The 17,669-nt window shown below is 55.6% G+C and carries 19 protein-coding genes and 1 tRNA gene; 17 read left to right on the forward strand and 3 right to left on the reverse strand.

Annotated features, from left to right (window positions below):
* The first annotated feature begins 16 nt into the window (after positions 1–16).
* From sufB to CLV88_RS11355, 9 genes are all read left to right on the forward strand, one after another.
* Positions 17–1,552 (forward strand): Fe-S cluster assembly protein SufB, encoded by a 1,536-nt coding sequence (gene sufB / locus CLV88_RS11315; protein WP_106608516.1) that lies wholly within the window; start codon positions 17–19, stop codon positions 1,550–1,552.
* 3 nt (positions 1,553–1,555) lie between these two features.
* Positions 1,556–1,759 (forward strand): hypothetical protein, encoded by a 204-nt coding sequence (locus CLV88_RS11320; protein WP_106608517.1) that lies wholly within the window; start codon positions 1,556–1,558, stop codon positions 1,757–1,759.
* 1 nt (position 1,760) lies between these two features.
* Entirely contained in the window at positions 1,761–2,075 is a 315-nt protein-coding gene (locus CLV88_RS11325; RefSeq protein WP_106608518.1) for a heavy metal-binding domain-containing protein, read from the forward strand.
* Between the two features lie 55 nt (positions 2,076–2,130).
* Positions 2,131–2,886 (forward strand): Fe-S cluster assembly ATPase SufC, encoded by a 756-nt coding sequence (sufC, locus tag CLV88_RS11330; protein WP_106608519.1) that lies wholly within the window; start codon positions 2,131–2,133, stop codon positions 2,884–2,886.
* Positions 2,886–4,172, forward strand: coding sequence for a SufB/SufD family protein (locus tag CLV88_RS11335; RefSeq protein ID WP_106608520.1), 1,287 nt, complete (start codon positions 2,886–2,888; stop codon positions 4,170–4,172). The genes sufC and CLV88_RS11335 overlap by 1 nt, the downstream gene beginning before the upstream one ends.
* The gene (locus CLV88_RS11340) at positions 4,172–4,657 is read left to right on the forward strand and encodes a YIP1 family protein (protein ID WP_106608521.1); all 486 of its coding nucleotides are present in this window, start codon (positions 4,172–4,174) and stop codon (positions 4,655–4,657) included. Before CLV88_RS11335 ends, CLV88_RS11340 begins: the two co-directional genes overlap by 1 nt.
* Positions 4,654–5,235: a Yip1 family protein gene (locus CLV88_RS11345; RefSeq protein ID WP_106608522.1), complete on the forward strand. Its 582-nt coding sequence runs from the start codon at positions 4,654–4,656 to the stop codon at positions 5,233–5,235. Before CLV88_RS11340 ends, CLV88_RS11345 begins: the two co-directional genes overlap by 4 nt.
* Complete coding sequence (locus CLV88_RS11350) at positions 5,236–6,456, forward strand: cysteine desulfurase (protein ID WP_106608523.1); 1,221 nt, start codon at positions 5,236–5,238, stop codon at positions 6,454–6,456.
* Positions 6,457–6,509: 53 nt separating this feature from the next.
* Positions 6,510–6,586, forward strand: a tRNA-Arg gene (locus tag CLV88_RS11355).
* 32 nt (positions 6,587–6,618) lie between these two features.
* Here CLV88_RS11355 and CLV88_RS11360 read toward each other — a convergent pair.
* Positions 6,619–8,043: a tetratricopeptide repeat protein gene (locus tag CLV88_RS11360; RefSeq protein ID WP_106608524.1), complete on the reverse strand. Its 1,425-nt coding sequence runs from the start codon at positions 8,041–8,043 to the stop codon at positions 6,619–6,621.
* Position 8,044: 1 nt separating this feature from the next.
* On the opposite strand from CLV88_RS11360, the gene CLV88_RS11365 reads away from it, so the two are divergent.
* The 4 genes from CLV88_RS11365 to CLV88_RS11380 all read left to right on the forward strand — a co-directional run bounded on the left by CLV88_RS11365 (position 8,045) and on the right by CLV88_RS11380 (position 11,516).
* Positions 8,045–8,287, forward strand: a complete 243-nt coding sequence (locus tag CLV88_RS11365) for a hypothetical protein (protein ID WP_106608525.1) — start codon at positions 8,045–8,047, stop codon at positions 8,285–8,287.
* 28 nt (positions 8,288–8,315) lie between these two features.
* On the forward strand, positions 8,316–9,965 hold the full coding sequence (locus tag CLV88_RS11370) for a sulfatase-like hydrolase/transferase (RefSeq protein ID WP_106608526.1): 1,650 nt from the start codon (positions 8,316–8,318) through the stop codon (positions 9,963–9,965).
* 110 nt (positions 9,966–10,075) lie between these two features.
* Positions 10,076–11,020, forward strand: coding sequence for an ABC transporter ATP-binding protein (locus CLV88_RS11375; RefSeq protein ID WP_165798870.1), 945 nt, complete (start codon positions 10,076–10,078; stop codon positions 11,018–11,020).
* Positions 11,021–11,033: 13 nt separating this feature from the next.
* Entirely contained in the window at positions 11,034–11,516 is a 483-nt protein-coding gene (locus CLV88_RS11380) for a GNAT family N-acetyltransferase (RefSeq protein WP_106608668.1), read from the forward strand.
* A gap of 95 nt (positions 11,517–11,611) precedes the next feature.
* Here the strand turns inward: CLV88_RS11380 and mepK are convergent, their stop codons facing one another.
* Complete coding sequence (gene mepK / locus CLV88_RS11385; protein WP_106608528.1) at positions 11,612–12,181, reverse strand: peptidoglycan L,D-endopeptidase MepK; 570 nt, start codon at positions 12,179–12,181, stop codon at positions 11,612–11,614.
* Between the two features lie 355 nt (positions 12,182–12,536).
* Between mepK and CLV88_RS11390 the strand changes: the two genes are divergently transcribed.
* The 4 genes from CLV88_RS11390 to CLV88_RS11405 are packed head-to-tail and all read left to right on the forward strand — an operon-like array spanning position 12,537 to position 16,780.
* On the forward strand, positions 12,537–14,144 hold the full coding sequence (locus CLV88_RS11390) for a L,D-transpeptidase family protein (RefSeq protein ID WP_243403641.1): 1,608 nt from the start codon (positions 12,537–12,539) through the stop codon (positions 14,142–14,144).
* Positions 14,145–14,174: 30 nt separating this feature from the next.
* Positions 14,175–15,266, forward strand: a complete 1,092-nt coding sequence (gene lpxD, locus CLV88_RS11395) for a UDP-3-O-(3-hydroxymyristoyl)glucosamine N-acyltransferase (RefSeq protein WP_106608529.1) — start codon at positions 14,175–14,177, stop codon at positions 15,264–15,266.
* Between the two features lie 33 nt (positions 15,267–15,299).
* Positions 15,300–15,557 carry an acyl carrier protein gene (locus CLV88_RS11400; protein ID WP_106608530.1) on the forward strand — a complete coding sequence of 86 codons (258 nt, stop codon included), beginning with the start codon at positions 15,300–15,302 and terminating at the stop codon, positions 15,555–15,557.
* A 14-nt stretch (positions 15,558–15,571) separates the two neighbouring features.
* Entirely contained in the window at positions 15,572–16,780 is a 1,209-nt protein-coding gene (locus CLV88_RS11405; protein WP_106608531.1) for a beta-ketoacyl-[acyl-carrier-protein] synthase family protein, read from the forward strand.
* Between the two features lie 77 nt (positions 16,781–16,857).
* On the opposite strand, the gene CLV88_RS11410 is transcribed toward CLV88_RS11405, so the two are convergent.
* Complete coding sequence (locus CLV88_RS11410) at positions 16,858–17,547, reverse strand: class I SAM-dependent methyltransferase (RefSeq protein WP_106608532.1); 690 nt, start codon at positions 17,545–17,547, stop codon at positions 16,858–16,860.
* Positions 17,548–17,669: the final 122 nt, after the last annotated feature.

Raw genomic sequence — 17,669 nt, forward strand, 5'->3', positions numbered from 1 at the left:
CGAACAGGAGAACAGGATGGCGATTTTGGAACAAACCGCGGATACAACGAACGTCAAGGAAGGCGTCGATCAGGAAACCGTGGACGCCGTTCGCGAAGTTGGTGGCAAGTACAAGTACGGCTGGGAAACCGAGATCGAGATGGAGTACGCCCCTAAGGGGCTAACGCCTGACATCGTTCGCCTGATCTCGGAAAAGAACGAAGAGCCGGAATGGATGACCGAATGGCGCCTTGAAGCGTATAAGCGCTGGTTGACCAAAGACGAACCCGATTGGGCGATGCTGGATTACCCCGAGGTCGATTTTCAGGATCAGTACTACTATGCCCGCCCTAAGAGCATGGAAGAAAAGCCAAAGTCGCTGGACGAGGTCGATCCAAAGCTGCTGGCGACCTATGAAAAGCTTGGTATTCCGCTGCGTGAGCAGATGATCCTGGCCGGTGTCGAAGGCGCGGAAAATGCTCCGGCTGAGGGGCGCAAGGTGGCTGTGGATGCGGTATTTGACTCTGTTTCAGTGGGCACGACGTTCCAGAAGGAACTCAAGGAAGCGGGCGTAATCTTCTGCTCTATCTCTGAGGCGATCCGCGAGCATCCTGAACTGGTCAAAAAATACCTCGGCTCGGTCGTGCCGGTGTCGGACAACTTTTATGCGACGCTGAACTCGGCCGTGTTCTCGGATGGCTCGTTTGTTTATGTGCCGCCCGGTGTGCGTTGCCCGATGGAGCTGTCGACCTATTTCCGGATCAACGCGGAAAACACTGGGCAGTTTGAACGCACGCTGATCATTGCCGACAAGGGGTCGTATGTTTCGTACCTTGAGGGATGTACCGCGCCGCAACGCGACACCAGCCAGCTGCACGCGGCGGTCGTTGAGATCATCATTGAGGAAGACGCCGAGGTGAAATATTCCACGGTACAGAACTGGTATCCGGGTGATGAGAACGGCAAGGGCGGCATTTATAACTTTGTGACCAAACGCGCCGATTGCCGGGGCGATCGCTCAAAGGTGATGTGGACGCAGGTTGAGACAGGTTCGGCTGTGACGTGGAAATACCCGTCCTGCATTCTGCGCGGGGATGACAGCCAGGGCGAATTCTATTCGATTGCCATCACCAACCACCATCAGCAGGCCGATACCGGCACCAAGATGATCCATCTGGGCAAGAACTCGAAATCGCGGATTGTCTCCAAGGGCATCAGCGCCGGGTTCGCGCAGAACACCTATCGCGGACTGGTGTCGATGCACCCCAAGGCCAAGAACAGCCGTAATTACACCCAGTGTGACAGTTTGCTGATTGGCGATAAATGCGGGGCGCACACGGTGCCCTATATTGAGGTCAAGAACAACTCGTCCCGCGTAGAGCACGAGGCCACGACGTCCAAGGTGGATGACGAGCAGATGTTCTATTGCCGCCAGCGCGGTATGGACGAGGAAGAAGCCGTAGCGCTGATCGTGAATGGTTTTGCCAAGGAAGTGCTTCAGGCGCTGCCGATGGAATTTGCCATGGAAGCGCAACAGCTTGTGGCGATTTCGTTGGAAGGCTCAGTGGGCTAATCCATGGAAACGATCCATGAATTGATGCAGCAATCTGCCGGTGTCGGGGCGGGCGTCGCGCTTGGCTCGGCGGTCGGTTTTTACATGCGCAAGCGGTCTGGCAACACGCAGGGCCTGTTGGCGGACTCGGTGTTTGTGACCTCGGCTGTGGTCGGGATTGTGGGCATGATGGCTTATTCGTTGGTGCTTTGGCTGGGGATTTTCTGAGATGATCATCACAACCACCTCTAGCATCGAGACGCATACGATCACTGGCTACAAAGGCGTGGTTGTGGGCGAGGCGATCATGGGCGCAAATGTGATGCGCGATATCTTTGCCTCGATCACCGATATCGTCGGCGGACGCTCGGGTGCCTATGAAACCAAGTTGCAGGACGCCCGCGAGACGGCAATGCAAGAGCTTGAGGCGCGCGCAGCCGCGCTTGGGGCGGATGCGGTTGTAGGCGTTGATCTGGATTACGAAGTTGTGGGGGACTCGATGCTGATGGTTTCGGCCAGCGGCACGGCAGTGACCCTGAAATAATGAGATAACTGGCGGTGCGCGAACCGCCTTGTGAATATACATGAAGGGATGAATCATGTTGGAAATCAAAGGCCTGAAGGTCAAACTTGAAGAAGAAGACAAGCAGATCCTCAAGGGTGTGGACCTGAAAGTTGAAGCGGGCAAAGTCCACGCGATCATGGGGCCGAACGGCTCGGGTAAATCAACGTTGTCTTATGTTTTGTCCGGCAAAGACGGATATGAAGTGACCGGCGGCGAGGCATCGCTTGAGGGTGAAGACCTGCTGGAGATGGAACCCGAAGAGCGCGCCGCGGCGGGCATGTTCCTGGCGTTTCAGTACCCTGTTGAGATCCCCGGCGTGGGCAACATGACGTTTCTACGTACGGCTGTTAATGCACAGCGCAAAGCACGTGGCGAAGAAGAAATGTCAGCAGCAGAGTTCCTTAAGGAAGTGCGCGCGAAGGCAAAATCGCTCAAGATCGACGCGGATATGCTTAAGCGTCCGGTAAATGTTGGTTTCTCCGGTGGCGAGAAAAAACGTAATGAAATTCTACAGATGGCGCTGCTGGAGCCCAAGATGTGCATTCTGGACGAGACGGACTCGGGCCTTGATGTGGACGCGATGAAGCTGGTGTCTGAGGGTGTGAACGCGCTGCGCGATGCGGGGCGTGGGTTCCTTGTGATCACACACTATCAGCGTCTGCTTGATCATATTAAACCCGATGTTGTGCACATTATGGCGGATGGCCGCATTGTGAAAACCGGTGGCCCCGAGCTGGCGCTGGAAGTGGAACAGAACGGTTACGCCGACATTCTGGCGGAGGTGGCGTAATGGCCGTCGCACAACGCAAACAGGAGGCCACCGAGGCGCGGTTGAGCGCCATGGCCGTGCCCGAAGGGGGCGCATGGATCACCGAGGCGCGCGGCGCGGCGCTTGCGCGATTGCGCGAAATGGGGCTGCCCGAACGGCGCGATGAATACTGGCGCTTTACCCGGCCCGATACGCTGAATCAGCATGAAGCGCCTGTTGCCGACACGCTGGATACACAAGAAGCGCCGCTTTTTGATGGGTTTGAGCGGATCAAGGTTGTTTTTGTGGATGGTGTTTTTGATGCCGATCTTTCGGATGACCTGAGCGGTGAAGGGCTGAGCATTGAGCGTCTGGCCGAGGCCGCTCAGAGTGATATCCATTGGGCGCGTGATGTTTACGGTATGCTAGAAGCGGCGGGTCAGGATCCGGTTCAGCGCCCGTTTGCGGCGATGAACTCTGCCTTCGCCACCGATGGCGTGGTGATCCGGGTCACTGGCAAAGTGGAACGCCCTGTCAGCCTGATCTATAAACATGCCTCTGACGTTTCAGACGCGATCCTGCACCACGTGATCCGCGTGGAAGAAGGGGCCGAGCTGACCCTGCTGGAAAACGGACCGGCAGCGGCGCGGTTCAACAAGCTGATGGAAATCGATGTTGCAGACACGGGCGCGTTCCACCATGTGCGCGCGCAAGGGCGCGACCACGAGCGCCGCGCTGTGACGCATATGTTTGCGCGGTTGGGCACGGAAAGCGTATTCAAATCCTTTACCACCACTGTAAATGGCGTGTTGACGCGTAATGAATGCGTGATCGAGCTGACTGGGGACGACGCGATTGCGCATGTCGCCGGTGCGGCTCTGGGCGACGGTGATTTCCACCATGACGACACGGTATTCATCACCCATGACGCGGTAAATTGCGAGAGCCGCCAGGTGTTTAAAAAGGTGTTGCGCAACGGTGCAACCGGCGTGTTTCAGGGCAAGATCCTTGTCAAACCCGGCGCGCAAAAGACGGATGGCTATCAGATTAGCCAATCGCTCTTGTTGGATGATGACAGCCAGTTCCTCGCCAAGCCTGAGTTGGAAATCTATGCTGATGACGTGGCCTGTTCGCACGGTTCGACCAGTGGCGCGATTGACGAAGATGCGCTGTTTTATCTGCGCGCGCGAGGTATTCCCAAGGATATTGCAACAGATTTGCTCACGCTTTCATTCCTTGCGGAAGCGGTGGAAGAGATTGAACGCGAAGACCTGCGCGACGAGATCATCGGACGTCTTGAAGGCTGGTTGGAGCGTCGGCGCGGCTGATGTCTGTGACACGCGACATGGTGGCCACCTATCGGGGGCCTCACCGCGTTGTGGCGCGGTTACTGAGTATGGGCCAGCGCGAAGATCGCGCGCTGGTCTACTTAATGGCGGGCTGTGGGGTGGTGTTCATCGCACAGTGGCCGCGTCTGGCGCGTGAGGCGCATCTGACGGGCCAAGAGCTGAACGCGTTGCTGGGCGGTACATTGCTGGCGTGGTTGTTCATCGCGCCACTTTTGCTCTACATCCTGTCGTTCATGTCGCATCTGATCCTGCGGGCAGTAGGACGTCGACAGACGTCATATGGCGCGCGGGTGGCGTTGTTTTGGGCCTTGCTGGCGGCGTCGCCACTGATGCTGTTGCATGGGTTAATTGCCGGTTTCATCGGGCCCGGTGCGGGACTAAGCGCGGTCGGTCTGATCTGGTTGATATTGTTCTTGTGGTTCTGGATTTCAGGGCTGTTGCAAGCAGGTAAGGTCGACGCATGAGCGCATTTCTGAAACAGCTCTTTGTGATGACCCTGCAACGCCCGTCTGAAGCGGCGCAGGTTCTGATTGCGCAACGCATTGAGCGAAATGTCGCGTGGCTATTGCTGGCCTTGGCCGTAGTTCTGAACACGCTGGCCTATTTTGTGTCGATCACGCTATTCCCGCCGCCCGGAGAGTTGACGTTATCATTTCTGATGTCGCCCGTAAGTGTTGCAACAATGCTGGGCGCGGTGGTGCTGGCGTTTATTTTCGGCTTTCATTCGATTGGCCGGATCATGGGCGGCACAGCTGAGTTTGACCAAATCCTGCTATTGATGGGATGGCTGCAATACTTGCGACTATTGGTTCAAGCCGGGTCGATTGTGCTGATGCTGTTCCTGCCCGGATTGGCGTCGTTTTTTGTTATGGCGGCAGGGCTTTATGGTGCGTGGATAGTGCTGAATTTCATGAACGTTGCCCATGGGTTCAATTCTATGGGTAAAGCTGTGGTTTTGCTTATTTTCACCCTGATCGCGCTCTCTGTCGTAATCTCTGTACTCTTGTCTTTCTTGGGCGTTGTCCCTGTGGGAATCCAATAAATGTATGATGTCGCAAAAATTCGTTCTGACTTTCCCATCCTGTCGCGCGAAGTGAACAACAAGCCGCTGGTGTATCTGGATAACGGGGCATCGGCGCAGAAACCGCAGGTGGTGATTGACGCGATCACGCGGTCTTACTCTCATGAATATGCGAATGTTCACAGAGGCTTGCATTACCTTTCTAACCTAGCAACGGATCAGTATGAGGCCGTGCGTGGTAAGATCGCCAAGTTTCTCGGCGCGGCCAGCGAAGACGAGATCGTGCTGAATTCGGGCACGACCGAGGGCATCAACATGGTCGCATATGGCTGGGCTATGCCGCGCTTTGAGGCGGGCGACGAGATTGTGCTGTCCGTGATGGAACACCACGCCAATATCGTGCCGTGGCACTTTTTGCGGGAACGTCAGGGCGTGGTGCTGAAGTGGGTCGATGTGGACGCCAGCGGCGCGCTGGACCCGCAAGCGGTAATCGACGCGATTGGACCCAAGACCAAGCTGGTCGCTGTGACACAGTGTTCCAATGTTCTGGGCACGGTGGTGGATGTCAAAGCCATCACCCAAGGGGCCCATGCCAAAGGTGTGCCAGTATTGGTTGATGGCTCGCAAGGGGCGGTACACATGCCGGTGAACGTGGCTGACATTGGCTGCGACTTCTATGCGATTACCGGACACAAGCTTTATGGTCCATCCGGGTCTGGCGCGATTTATGTAAAATCGGAGCGCATGGCCGAGATGCAGCCGTTTCTGGGCGGTGGTGACATGATCAAGGACGTGTCCAAAAACGCGGTTACCTATAATGACCCGCCGATGAAGTTTGAGGCGGGGACGCCCGGCATCGTGCAGACAATTGGCTTTGGTGTGGCGCTGGATTACCTGATGGAGCTGGGTATGGATAATGTCGCGGCTCATGAGGCGGCATTGCGAGACTATACCATCGGCAAGCTGGGCGGCCTGAATTGGCTACAGGTGCAGGGCTCAACGCCGGACAAAGCCGCCATATTTAGCTTTACGTTGGACGGGGCAGGGCACGCGCATGACATTTCGACGATACTGGACAAGAAGGGCATCGCCGTGCGTGCGGGCCACCATTGCGCCGGGCCGCTAATGGAGCATTTGGGCGTCACAGCCACGACGCGTGCATCCTTTGGGTTATATAATACAACGGATGAGGTGGACGCTTTGGTGGACGCCCTAGAGCTTGCCCACGATCTGTTTGGCTAATCGGAATTTTTCCGATTGCGGCGGATCGCGGGGCTGGCTATACCCCGCATCAGGCACCCGTAGCTCAGCTGGATAGAGCGCTGCCCTCCGAAGGCAGAGGCCATAGGTTCGAATCCTATCGGGTGCACCATTTCTCTCTATTTTGAAGTAACGCGGCCAAGGTTAATTTGGTGGTATCCATCCAGCGCCTGTCATACCGTCAGAAAGGTACTGACCGTGCACAGCGTCTTGGAACAGGCGCATCAGGAGCAGGTCGATCCGGTTTTGAGGCCAGTGCTGATTAAAGAGCCGAACCAACTCTGCGGCGCGAACGTCTTGGCCCAAATAGTGATATGACGCCATTAGATAGGCGACACTGACCGGACCAAGCGGTCCGCCAGTTGCAATGGATGTTTCAAAAGCTTGCGCCGCAGCCTCATGGTTTTTCAGGTGAAAAAGGGCCGAGCCGCGTGCATTGTGGAATACAAATCCCTGTTTTGGGTTTGCAGAGATCACGTCGGTGCCGGTGCGCTGCAAAACGTCGTCAAAGGCACCACTATATAGCAGCACAAGCGCGGCAAACTCTAGAATATGTGGGTCGTCAGGTGCCCGGTCCAGCGCTTTGTCTGTCCAGAATCGAGCGGCGGCATAGTCTTTGGTGGCCAGCGCGCTCCAGGATTTGGCGGACATGGACCAAGCTGCGCTTGGGGCCAGTTCGAGCGCCTTATCAGAGAGGGCATTCGCTTTGCCGGCAAGGGGTTCCGCTGTCACCGTATCGGGAGACAAAAGGGAAAACATGGCAAGCACCTGGGACAGGCCCGCATGCCCGCCGGCGTAAGTGTCGTCTAATTTCAGGACAGCATTGAACACAGCGGCGGCGGCCTCTAGCTGTTCTTGGCTGGTCGCCGGGAAAATCAAATCGCGCCCCTCTTGGGCAAGCCTCATCGCCTGAAGGCGGTGAGGGGCGGTATCGTATAAGGCAAGGCGCAACGCGGTTTCGTCCTGAATGTTGCGGGCGGTGTTTTGTGGGGTTCGCTCCGCGAGGAAGACCGAAGCGAGTACGACCACTATGCAGGCGGTTGCCAATCCAATCCCCCACGGCCATTTTTTGCGTGGTGGTGTTTCTACATGCGTCTGAACGCTGTCGGGGCGCTGGCTAAATGTTGGGACATACCCACCTTTGGGCAGTTCGATCCGAACGGCAGCGTCTTTGCCCTCATTGGTGTGATAATCGTACAATTTGCGGCGCACGCGTCCGGCATCGACACGCACAACACTTTCGCGCTGTTCCACCTCATCCGGGCGATAGCCGTAAACGTCCAGCGCAATAGATTTTGCGCGGATCATCTCTTTGCGACCCTCAAGAGTTTCATCGATGACGTATTGCAGGAATTTGCAGAGCCGATCCGCGTTTGCAAAGCGTTCTGACGCTAGCAGATCGGCCAGTGCTGCCTGTATCTGAGACGGTGATACCGCGTTATCAGATTGGTTTTCCGTGTTTAGCAATGTCGAGAAAATCCCTGAAAAATCAACGCCAAAGGTAGCAGATGCTACGGTAGCATGCGCAAAGATACCTTCCAAGGTCTGAAATTTTGGTGATGCTTTCACAATGTTGTCACCCGAAAATGACCCAATGCGTTTTTACGAAGCTATCGCCGAAGAGGCGCGTTCGTGCGCGCCAGTTTCAACGCAATTGAATGAACTGCTTGCAGATTTCAGGACACTACTTGTCGCTTGGAACGACATAAAAGGCGCTCAGGGTGCAGGTGACGCTAGTTACTGTGCAGATATCCGTGCGAGCATGGCTGGGTTGGAACAGGAAATTCTCGCATTGTTGGCGGCAAAGAAATGACAAATGACCATCCGGGAAAGGATAAATCATGAGACAAACTAGTTGGGTCGCGGCAGTCGGCGCGGCGGTGACACTGATGGGCGCGTCGGCATATGCCGAAGACAAACCAATCATTCACGACGGGGAATACAACTATCTGCGCGCACAGTTTGGCGAACAGTGGGATGCGCAGGACCTTGAGATTGACGGTCGCCTTGCCGAAATTTACGAGGCAAACGGCGGCACGCCGCCCAACATCCTCTACGTACTGATCGACGATGTCAGCTTTGGCCAGATGGGCAACCGGGCGATGAATTACGTCACGGGTATCGACACACCGAACATCAACGATTTTGCCACCCAAGGCATGTCGCTGATGCGGATGTACACAGAACCGTCCTGTACCCCGACGCGCACCGCTTTTTTGACCGGACGTCAGCCCTATCGTGCAGGTGTTGAGGAAGTGAAAGTCGCGTTGGTAGGCGAAGGGCTGGCCGCCGAGGAAGTGACAATTGCCGAAATCCTGAAAAAAGTCGGGTATAACACTGCCCATGTTGGCAAATGGCACCAAGGCGACATCGAACAGGCATACGCCCACAATCAGGGCTTCGATTGGGCGGCATTTCCGCTGCATCAGCAGGTCCAGCTAAGCTTGATGACGCGCGAGGCGATGCAGGCCAACAATATGTTGGGACTTCATAGTAGCGGCCAGTCAAACCAGTTTGCGCTGGACCAGCGGTTCAAACCGTATGGGCTGGTGACAGGTATCGAAGGCGAAGCTGGCGGCATGGCACGCGAGGTTGATCTGGCGCCGGGCGAGGAATGGACGCAGGCACATTATGTAGAGATGAATGAGCGCTACCAACGTCAGACACTGGAGCAGCTGGAGCGGCTGGCCGGAGAAGACGCGCCGTTTTTCATGCAATACTGGCCGCTTTACCCTTTGAACTTTGTTTATCCTGACCAGTCGACTTCACGAAATGGCGGCTTTATGGCCGACAAACTTGAAGTGATTGACGACTGGTTTGGCGAGGTTCTGGCCAAGCTTGACGAGGTTGGCGCAGCGGACAATACGATTGTTGTGTTCATGGCCGACAATGGCCTGATGTATCATTACGAAGGCACATCGGGGCTAAGCCAATTGATCTATCGCGGAGGCAAGACGCAGCACCTAGAGGGTGGCGTGCGCACCGATGCCTTTGTGCGCTGGCCCGGTGTGGTTGAGCCGGGAAGTGCCGCCGGTGATATCATTCACGTTTCGGACTTGTTCACCACCTTTGCCCGCATCGCTGGGGCCACCGATCATATCCCGCGTGACCGGGTTATCGACGGTATCGACCAGACGGCTTTGTTGTTGGAAGGCGAGGGCAACTCACGGCGCGATTATGTTTATAACTACGAAGGTCTGACAATGCGGTCAGTCGTCAAGCAGGAGTTCAAGATGCATGTGGCCGCTCCGGGTGTGCCGGGGGCCGCTGCGCCGGTGTTCAATGTGTATCGTGATCCGCGCGAAGAGAACCCGCTGGTTGGGTACTCTTTGTGGTCCGGTGCGTCTTTTCAGGACATGATCAAACGTCACCACAAGATGATCGCAAAATACCCTCACCTGCCGCTGGGAAAGGGCACACCCTATGAGGGGATCGAAAACCTGCGCCCTGAGAGCCTTGAAACACGCGAAGTATTCATGAGCTGGCAGTGAACGATTGGGGATCACGGTACATTGCCGTGATCCCCTGACACCTTGCGCGAGGGGCCGCGACCTGATTTCAGTTGTGCCAGTGGATTTTGATGGCGCGGGGGCGATGGCGCATGTTGCATTTTTATAAACAGATTTGGTTGCATACAGGTCGCTCTCAGATCCTGTTAATCATATTGTCGCTGATCGTTGCCGCGTTGGCTGCCGCTCCTTTGCAGTTTCAAAAGGACATTATCAACAGCCTTGGCCCTGACCTTGTGGTCGAGCAACTTTTGATGCTGTGCCTCGGTTATCTTGGTGTGATCACCCTGTCTAACATCTTTAAATTTATGTTGAATTACCGCAGTTCCCTGTTGGGAGAAGCGACAATCCGCATGATCCGCACGCGCATCTATCAGAGCCGATATGACCCGGAGGCGCGGATTAAACGCGACACAGGTACCCTGTCCACCATCATCGCCGCCGAGGCCGAGGAAGTTGGGCGTTTTGTAGGCGCGGCAATTGCCAACCCGCTGTTGCAGGTGGGCACGTTGGTGTCTGTCATCAGTTACGTGATGGCGACACAGCCCTATCTGGGCGTGTTCCTGATGCTAATCGTGTTGCCGCAATTGGTGATTGTGCTGTTCCTGCAAGAGCGGGTCAATCGACGGGTCAAGGAACGCACCCTGACGTTGCGCGGTGCGACGTCTGAAATTTCCAAGGAGGATGTGGAGCAGCTAAAGGCGGCGCAACAGGGGATTTTGGATGATTTTGACGAGATCTACCTGACCCGGCGCGGGATTTTCCGGCTAAAATTGTCGATGAAATTCGCAATGAACCTGTTAAACGGCTTTGGCCTTGTTGGGATTTTGTTCATTGGTGGACTCTTGATGATGGACGGGCGCAGCGATGTTGGCACCGTGGTGACGGCGATTGCCGCGCAAGATAAAATCCGCGATCCGTGGCGGCAGTTATTGAATTTCTACAAAGAATTGAGCTCGGTCCGGGTCAAGTTTGACCTGATTGTCGGGGCAGGACCCGTGGTGCCGGTTCGTGTCGGTACAAAATCAGGCGCCTGAGGGAGCTTGCTTGTTGGTACATAAAATTGAATTTGGGCGGCTGGCTGACATCGATCCGGCTGAGATACTGGCACATATGTCTGACCCGCGGGTGGCGGAGCACATGCCGCTTTTGACAGGGCGATGGGACGCGGCGACTGTTGAGAGCTTTGTCGCGCAAAAGGAAGCGTGCTGGGCTGAGGATGGGCTTGGGCATTGGGCGATTTTGAACAATGGTCAATATGTCGGTTGGGGTGGGTTTCAGAAAGAGGGGGACGAATGGGATTTTGGGCTGGTTCTGAGACCCGATGCCTTTGGGCTGGGCGTGCGTATCGCGCGGCGGGCAATCAAATTCGCAATCGCAGATGAGCGCATCCCATATGTAACGTTTCTGCTACCGCCATCGCGAACACACCTTGGGGCATTGGCGCGGCTATGGGCGCGGCGCGTTGGCGAGGTTGCCTTTGACGGGGTAACTTTTCTAAAGTTCCGATGTGAGACGACGCTCTCCGCATAGCAAATAATTATTGGTGTATAATAGCAAAAGCGCCCAAGGATTGCTTTGGGCGCTACTACGTGGAACCGTTCGTTTTGCGTTAGAATGGCGGCTTTTCAGCGCCCCCAGGTGCGGACTGGACCGCAATCCATATGCACAAAATTTGAACCTGAATAGCGGCCAACACCACCTGCGCGACAGGAAGCAGCAGCGCGAGCGATCTGGCCTACCGAGCGAGACGAGACGCGCAAATCGGCCGCCTGGCCCTTCATGTGCAGAGAATTTTTTGCGACCCCACGCGAGCGCGAGCGCAACATGGCGTTGGTCGCCGGGCTGCGATAGCCGGACAACAACATATAGGGCTCGTTCACATCCATCAGGTTATGCGCGGCGGCCATAATGTCGATTGTTCGGGTGTCGATCGAAATAGCGTCGTTCGTGCGCCAATCGCGCATAAATGCGTTGATTTCCTTGACCGCGTCCTTGATGTATTTTCCCTCAACCCAATAAATCGTGTCGAGGCGTTCGCCTGTGCGGCCCGAATACATGCGAATGCGGCGGATATCACCACCACCGCGAAGGAACCCTGCTGCATTGGAGAAGGTTGGTGCGGCTGCAACTGTGGTTGCTGCAAATGCGGCCAATAGGCCGCGCCGTGTCATGCTCAAAGAGCTGTCATGCGTCATAGTTTCAGCGCCTGTCCCGTCGCTACCTGCCACCACGATGTTACGTGGATGTTACGTGGTTGTGTCAACATCCCCAGATGTGGGCATTTTATTGCATACATAGATTCGTCAACCAAGCTCTGTTTTTGTACTTGCAAAGCATTTCAACCCATTTAGGCAAATATTTGCTTAATGTGAGAAGATTGACGACATAGTTCCGCCGACAGCAGGTGCCGCTGGGTCAACTTTGTTCTTGCGCGGTCCCTGTGCAACAGTGGCCAACCGAGTTATTCGATAGAGAATTTGTGATTGGACAGCCTTTGCCATGGCTTTGAAAATACGGGCTACCGGTTCGTCCTTGTTTAGGAAAATTCATATGTATCATCCGTTTCGTTACAACGCGCGCCTCATGATGTCTGTGGTGCTTGCTGTTGTGCTGACTTTATCGTCTGGCACTGCCCATGCATTTACGGCGTTCAAGCAGGCCGTTGCCGAATCCGCAGCGCGGGATGCGGATGTGGCGGCGTTCTATCGCGAAAACGGGTATGAACCGGTGTGGACCGGTCCCGGTGACATGGACCGCGCACGACGCAAGGCGCTGACTGAGGCGCTGGCGCGGGTGGATGACCATGCGCTCCCAGCTGCACGTTATGATGCCGATGGGCTTGTGTCGATGATGGCGAATGCGCGCTCGGCGCGTGATTTGGGCAAAGTCGAAGTGGCGCTGACCAAAGCGTTTTTGGAATACGGACGCGATGTATCAAGCGGGATGCTGATCCCCAAGACAATCGACAGTGATATTGTGCGGGAAATTCCCCGCAAAGATCGCAAGATCATGATGCAGGAATTCACGGCAAGTGCCGATCCGCGTGGATATGTGCGCAGCTTGCCCCCCATGACCATCGAATATGTCCGTCTGATGAAGGAAAAACTGCGGCTTGAGCGGCTGATTGCGAGCGGAGGTTGGGGCGAAAAGGTGCCTGCGGGCAAGTTGGAACCCGGCGATCGTGGCCAACGGGTCGTGGCGATGCGCAACCGCCTGATCAGCATGGGTTTCATGCAGCGCAGCGCGACGGCCACCTATGACCGGGCACTGGAACAAGCGGTAGAGGCGTTTCAGAGAACCAACGGCCTGGAGGTTGATGGCGTTGCGGGCAAGGGAACCGTGCAGGAAATCAATCGGACGCCAGAGCACCGGCTTAAGTCGATCATGGTGGCAATGGAGCGGGAACGCTGGTTGGATCGCAGCCTTGAAGGGCGCGAGATCCTTGTGAACCTGACCGATTTTTCGGCCAAGATTTACGACGATGGCAAGATGACATTCCGCACTCGGTCTGTTGTTGGCAAGGACCAGAGTGATCGCCGCAGCCCCGAGTTTTCGGACGTAATGGAACATATGGTCATCAATCCAACGTGGAACGTACCACGTTCGATTGCGACAAAAGAATACTTGCCGCAGCTCAAGCGCAACCCCAATGCGGTCAGCTATCTGCGGCTGGTGGATTCCCGCGGACGCACGGTCAACCGGGCCAATGTGAATTTTGCGCAATACAGTGCGCGCACCTTTCCATTTGATATGAAACAGTCGCCCGGCAACCGTAATGCGCTGGGGTTGGTGAAGTTCATGTTCCCCAATCGCCATAATATCTATCTGCATGATACACCGCAAAAGGCGCTGTTTTCGCGCGAAGTGCGCGCGTATAGCCACGGCTGTATTCGCCTGCAACAGCCGTTTGAGTTTGCCTATGAGCTGTTGGCCAAACAGGTCGACAACCCAAAAGATTATTTTCATTCCCGCCTGAAAACGGGGCGTGAGACCAAGGTTGATCTGGAAGTGAACATTCCGGTTCACATTACGTACCGCACCGCCTTTACCGAAGCCAAAGGCCCGGTTCAGTACCGTCGCGATGTCTATGGGCGCGACGCCAAGATCTGGGATGCGATGGCCAATGAAGGGGTGGTGCTGCGCGCCTATCAGGGCTAAACACGCCCCGAAACAACATTCGGGAAGCGCATGGCACATACTGTTGGGCAGATCGCGGCGGCTTTGAATGCCGAGGCTTTAGGCGACACTGAATTGTTGATCGAAAAAGTGGCCGAGCCAGCCTCGGCCACCGAAGATGATCTGGCGCTTTTGACCAATCCCAAATTTGCCGACGGCCTTGCAAAAGGGTCTGCGCGCGTCGCGCTTTTGTGGCCCGGGGCCGATTGGCAAACACTTGGCCTAAAGGCAGCGATTATTGCGCCGCGCGGGCGTTATGCCATGGCTGCGCTGACCAGGATGATGGACCCGGGGCAGGGGTTTGCGCAGGGTATTCACCCAACCGCAATCATAGACGACACCGCCGAACTGGGTGAAAACGTTGCACTTGGTCCGTTTGTGGTTGTTGGTCCACGCGCGCGCGTTGGAGCCAATAGCGTGATTGGCCCATATTGTCATATCGGCATGGAAGCCAGTGTCGGACCGGACGCGTTTCTGAGGGATCACGTGTCCATTGGGGCGCGTGTCACCATTGGCGCGCGGTTCATTTCACAACCCGGCGCGCGAATTGGGGCGGACGGTATGTCTTTTGTCACGCCCGAGGCGTCTGGCGTGGAAAAGGCGCGGGAATCGCTTGGCGATCAAGGCGAGCTTGTTTCACAAAGTTGGACCCGCATTCATTCACTGGGTGCGGTCACAATCGGCGACGATGTCGAGATTGGCGCCAACACCTGTATCGACTATGGCACCATCCGCGATACGGTAGTGGGCAGTGGAACCAAGATCGACAACCAATGCCATGTTGCCCACAACGTGACCATAGGCACAGATTGTCTGTTTGCGGGAATGGTCGGCATAGCCGGATCAACCAAGATCGGGAATAACGTGGTAATGGGCGGGCAGGTTGGCGTGACGGACAACACGACGATCGGAGATAATGTCATCGCCGGGGGCGGCGCAAAAATTCTGAGCAAAGTTCCTGCTGGGCAGGTCGTATTAGGATACCCGGCGGTCAAGATGGACACCCATCTGGATATGTACAAAGCGCTGCGCAGATTGCCTCGAACGTTAGCACAGCTTAAAAACCGTCAAAAATCTGTTTCCAAAGACGGATCCAATGACTAAATCAAGCCACGGATCACGGGAAAGGACGATCACATGAGCGTCAAAGACAAGGTTATTGAGATCATCGCGGAACAAGCCGTGCTGGAGCCTTCTGACGTCACACTGGATAGCACTTTGGAAGAGTTGGGCATCGACAGCCTTGGGTTGGTCGAGAGTATCTTTGCCATAGAAGAAGCCTTTGACATCTCGGTGCCTTTCAACGCCAATGAACCCACTCAGAGCGATTTTGACATTTCATCCGTTGCGACCATTATCGCCGGGATCGAAAAGCTGATCGCCGAGCAAGCCTGAACGGACATGAATTCATGAAACGGGTCGTCATTACCGGGGCGGGAACCATCAACGCGCTGGGGCAGAACGTGCCCGACACGCTGGCCGCCATGCGTGAGGGGCGTTGTGGTATCGGAGAACTGGATCTGCGCGATGTGGATCGGCTTGCCGTCAAGATTGGCGCGCAGGTAAAGAACTTTGAGGCTGAAGCGCTGTTTAATCGCCAGCAGATGGCGTTGTTCGATCGCTTTACGCAATTCACGCTGGTTGCCGCGCGCGAGGCGATGGCGCAGGCGGGGCTGGAGTTTTCGGGCGAACTGGCGGCAAAATCCGGTGTCGTGCTGGGCAATTCCGGCGGCGGCATGCAGACGCTGGATGAGAATTATCGCACGGTTTATGAGGACGGCAAGAACCGGGTTCACCCGTTTGTTGTGCCCAAGTTGATGAACAATGCTGCTGCCAGCCATGTCAGCATGGAGTTTAACCTTAAGGGGCCAAGCTTTACTGTGGCGTCGGCCTGCGCCAGCTCTAATCACGCGATGGCGCAAGCGTTCCAGATGGTGCGCACGGGCATGGCGACGGCAATGGTCACGGGTGGCACGGAATCCATGTTGTGCTTTGGCGGTGTCAAAGCATGGGAGGGACTGCGTGTGATGTCCAAGGACGCCTGTCGCCCGTTTTCCGCCAATCGCAATGGCATGGTGCAGGGCGAAGGCGCGGGTGTGTTTGTGTTCGAAGAGATGGAACACGCCAAGGCACGCGGTGCCGAGATTTTGGCGGAAATCTCTGGGTTCGCGATGAGCTCGGACGCAGCGGATATCGTGATGCCCTCCAAACAGGGCGCGGCGCGGGCCATAGCCGGGGCGTTGGCCGATGCGCGTCTGAACCGAGAAGACGTGGGCTATATCAACGCACACGGCACCGGCACGGCCGCCAATGACAAGACCGAGTGCAGCGCCGTTGCGGATGTTTTTGGGCCGCATGCCGACAGTCTGATGATGTCTTCGACCAAATCAATGCATGGGCATTTGATTGGCGGCACCGGTGCGGTAGAGCTGTTGGCCTGCATTATGGCGGTACGCGACGGTGTGATAGCGCCTACAATCGGCTATGAGGAACCAGACCCGGAATGCGCGTTAGACGTCGTACCTAACGAAGCGCGCGAGGCCGATGTCGAAGTGGCACTTTCCAACGCATTTGCTTTTGGTGGCCTGAACGCAGTCCTGGCGCTGCGACGTGTGTGATCGCAAAATTGGGAAGCAGCAGGGCGAGTTTAGCAGGGATTTGGCCTTTTGAACTGAAATCAAAGCGCGTTTCTCAGTTAGTTCGGTAAATCCAGTTCCGGTAAGTCCGCAATACGCCAGAGCCCCATCGACTTATCCGTGTTGCGCGTTCCCTCTGCTGTTAGCTTCTCATCTATGACCTTGTCAGGGGCCGGAAAATTGAATGGTGGTTTGCACATATCAAGCCGACGCCATTGACCCGTTAGAATGTCATCATTGTTCGGTACTTCGGGAAAGGTCGTCGTCAACAGCCACGTTGAGCCACTCGCTTTGATATTTTTAATCGCAGCGGCGATGTCAGAAAAACAAAGGTGTACCAAACAATCGCGGCAGAAAATTAAATCAACTTTAGGCAGTTGCGTTTCCATCAGGTTCATCACGCGGAACTCTCGCCCTTTTGTGCCAAAACGCTCGTTGTTTGCCTTGACTAGGTCAGGCACGATATCACCACCAATGTAGGTGATTTGGCCAAGGTCAAGCTTTGACATCCAAAAGAAATCGCCACATGGCGCATCTAGCAGCGTTGTTACACCGAGTTCTTCGAGAAATCCTGGCAGTTCTTGACGTAGCGTGGCAGTTTGCTCCAAGTTGGATCCTTTGCCAGATGCGCTGTCTTTGTCGCCCCATTTGTTGCGTTTGTAGTACCTTGTGAACGTCTGTTCGGCGTCTTCCTGAGACAGCCGTTTAATGCTTCTTTTCTTTTGTATTTGTTTTATGTATTTCAGCATCTTAACGTCTCTGGTTTTTGCCAAACTGGGTATTAATATGGGTGCGTTGGCTGCTTGATTACAGCCCTTCGACACTACCGTATCTCACATTAGTTCTCAAGCAGTGCCGGTGGCTGTAGACA

Source organism: Shimia abyssi, assembly GCF_003014475.1.
Lineage (GTDB): Bacteria > Pseudomonadota > Alphaproteobacteria > Rhodobacterales > Rhodobacteraceae > Shimia > Shimia abyssi.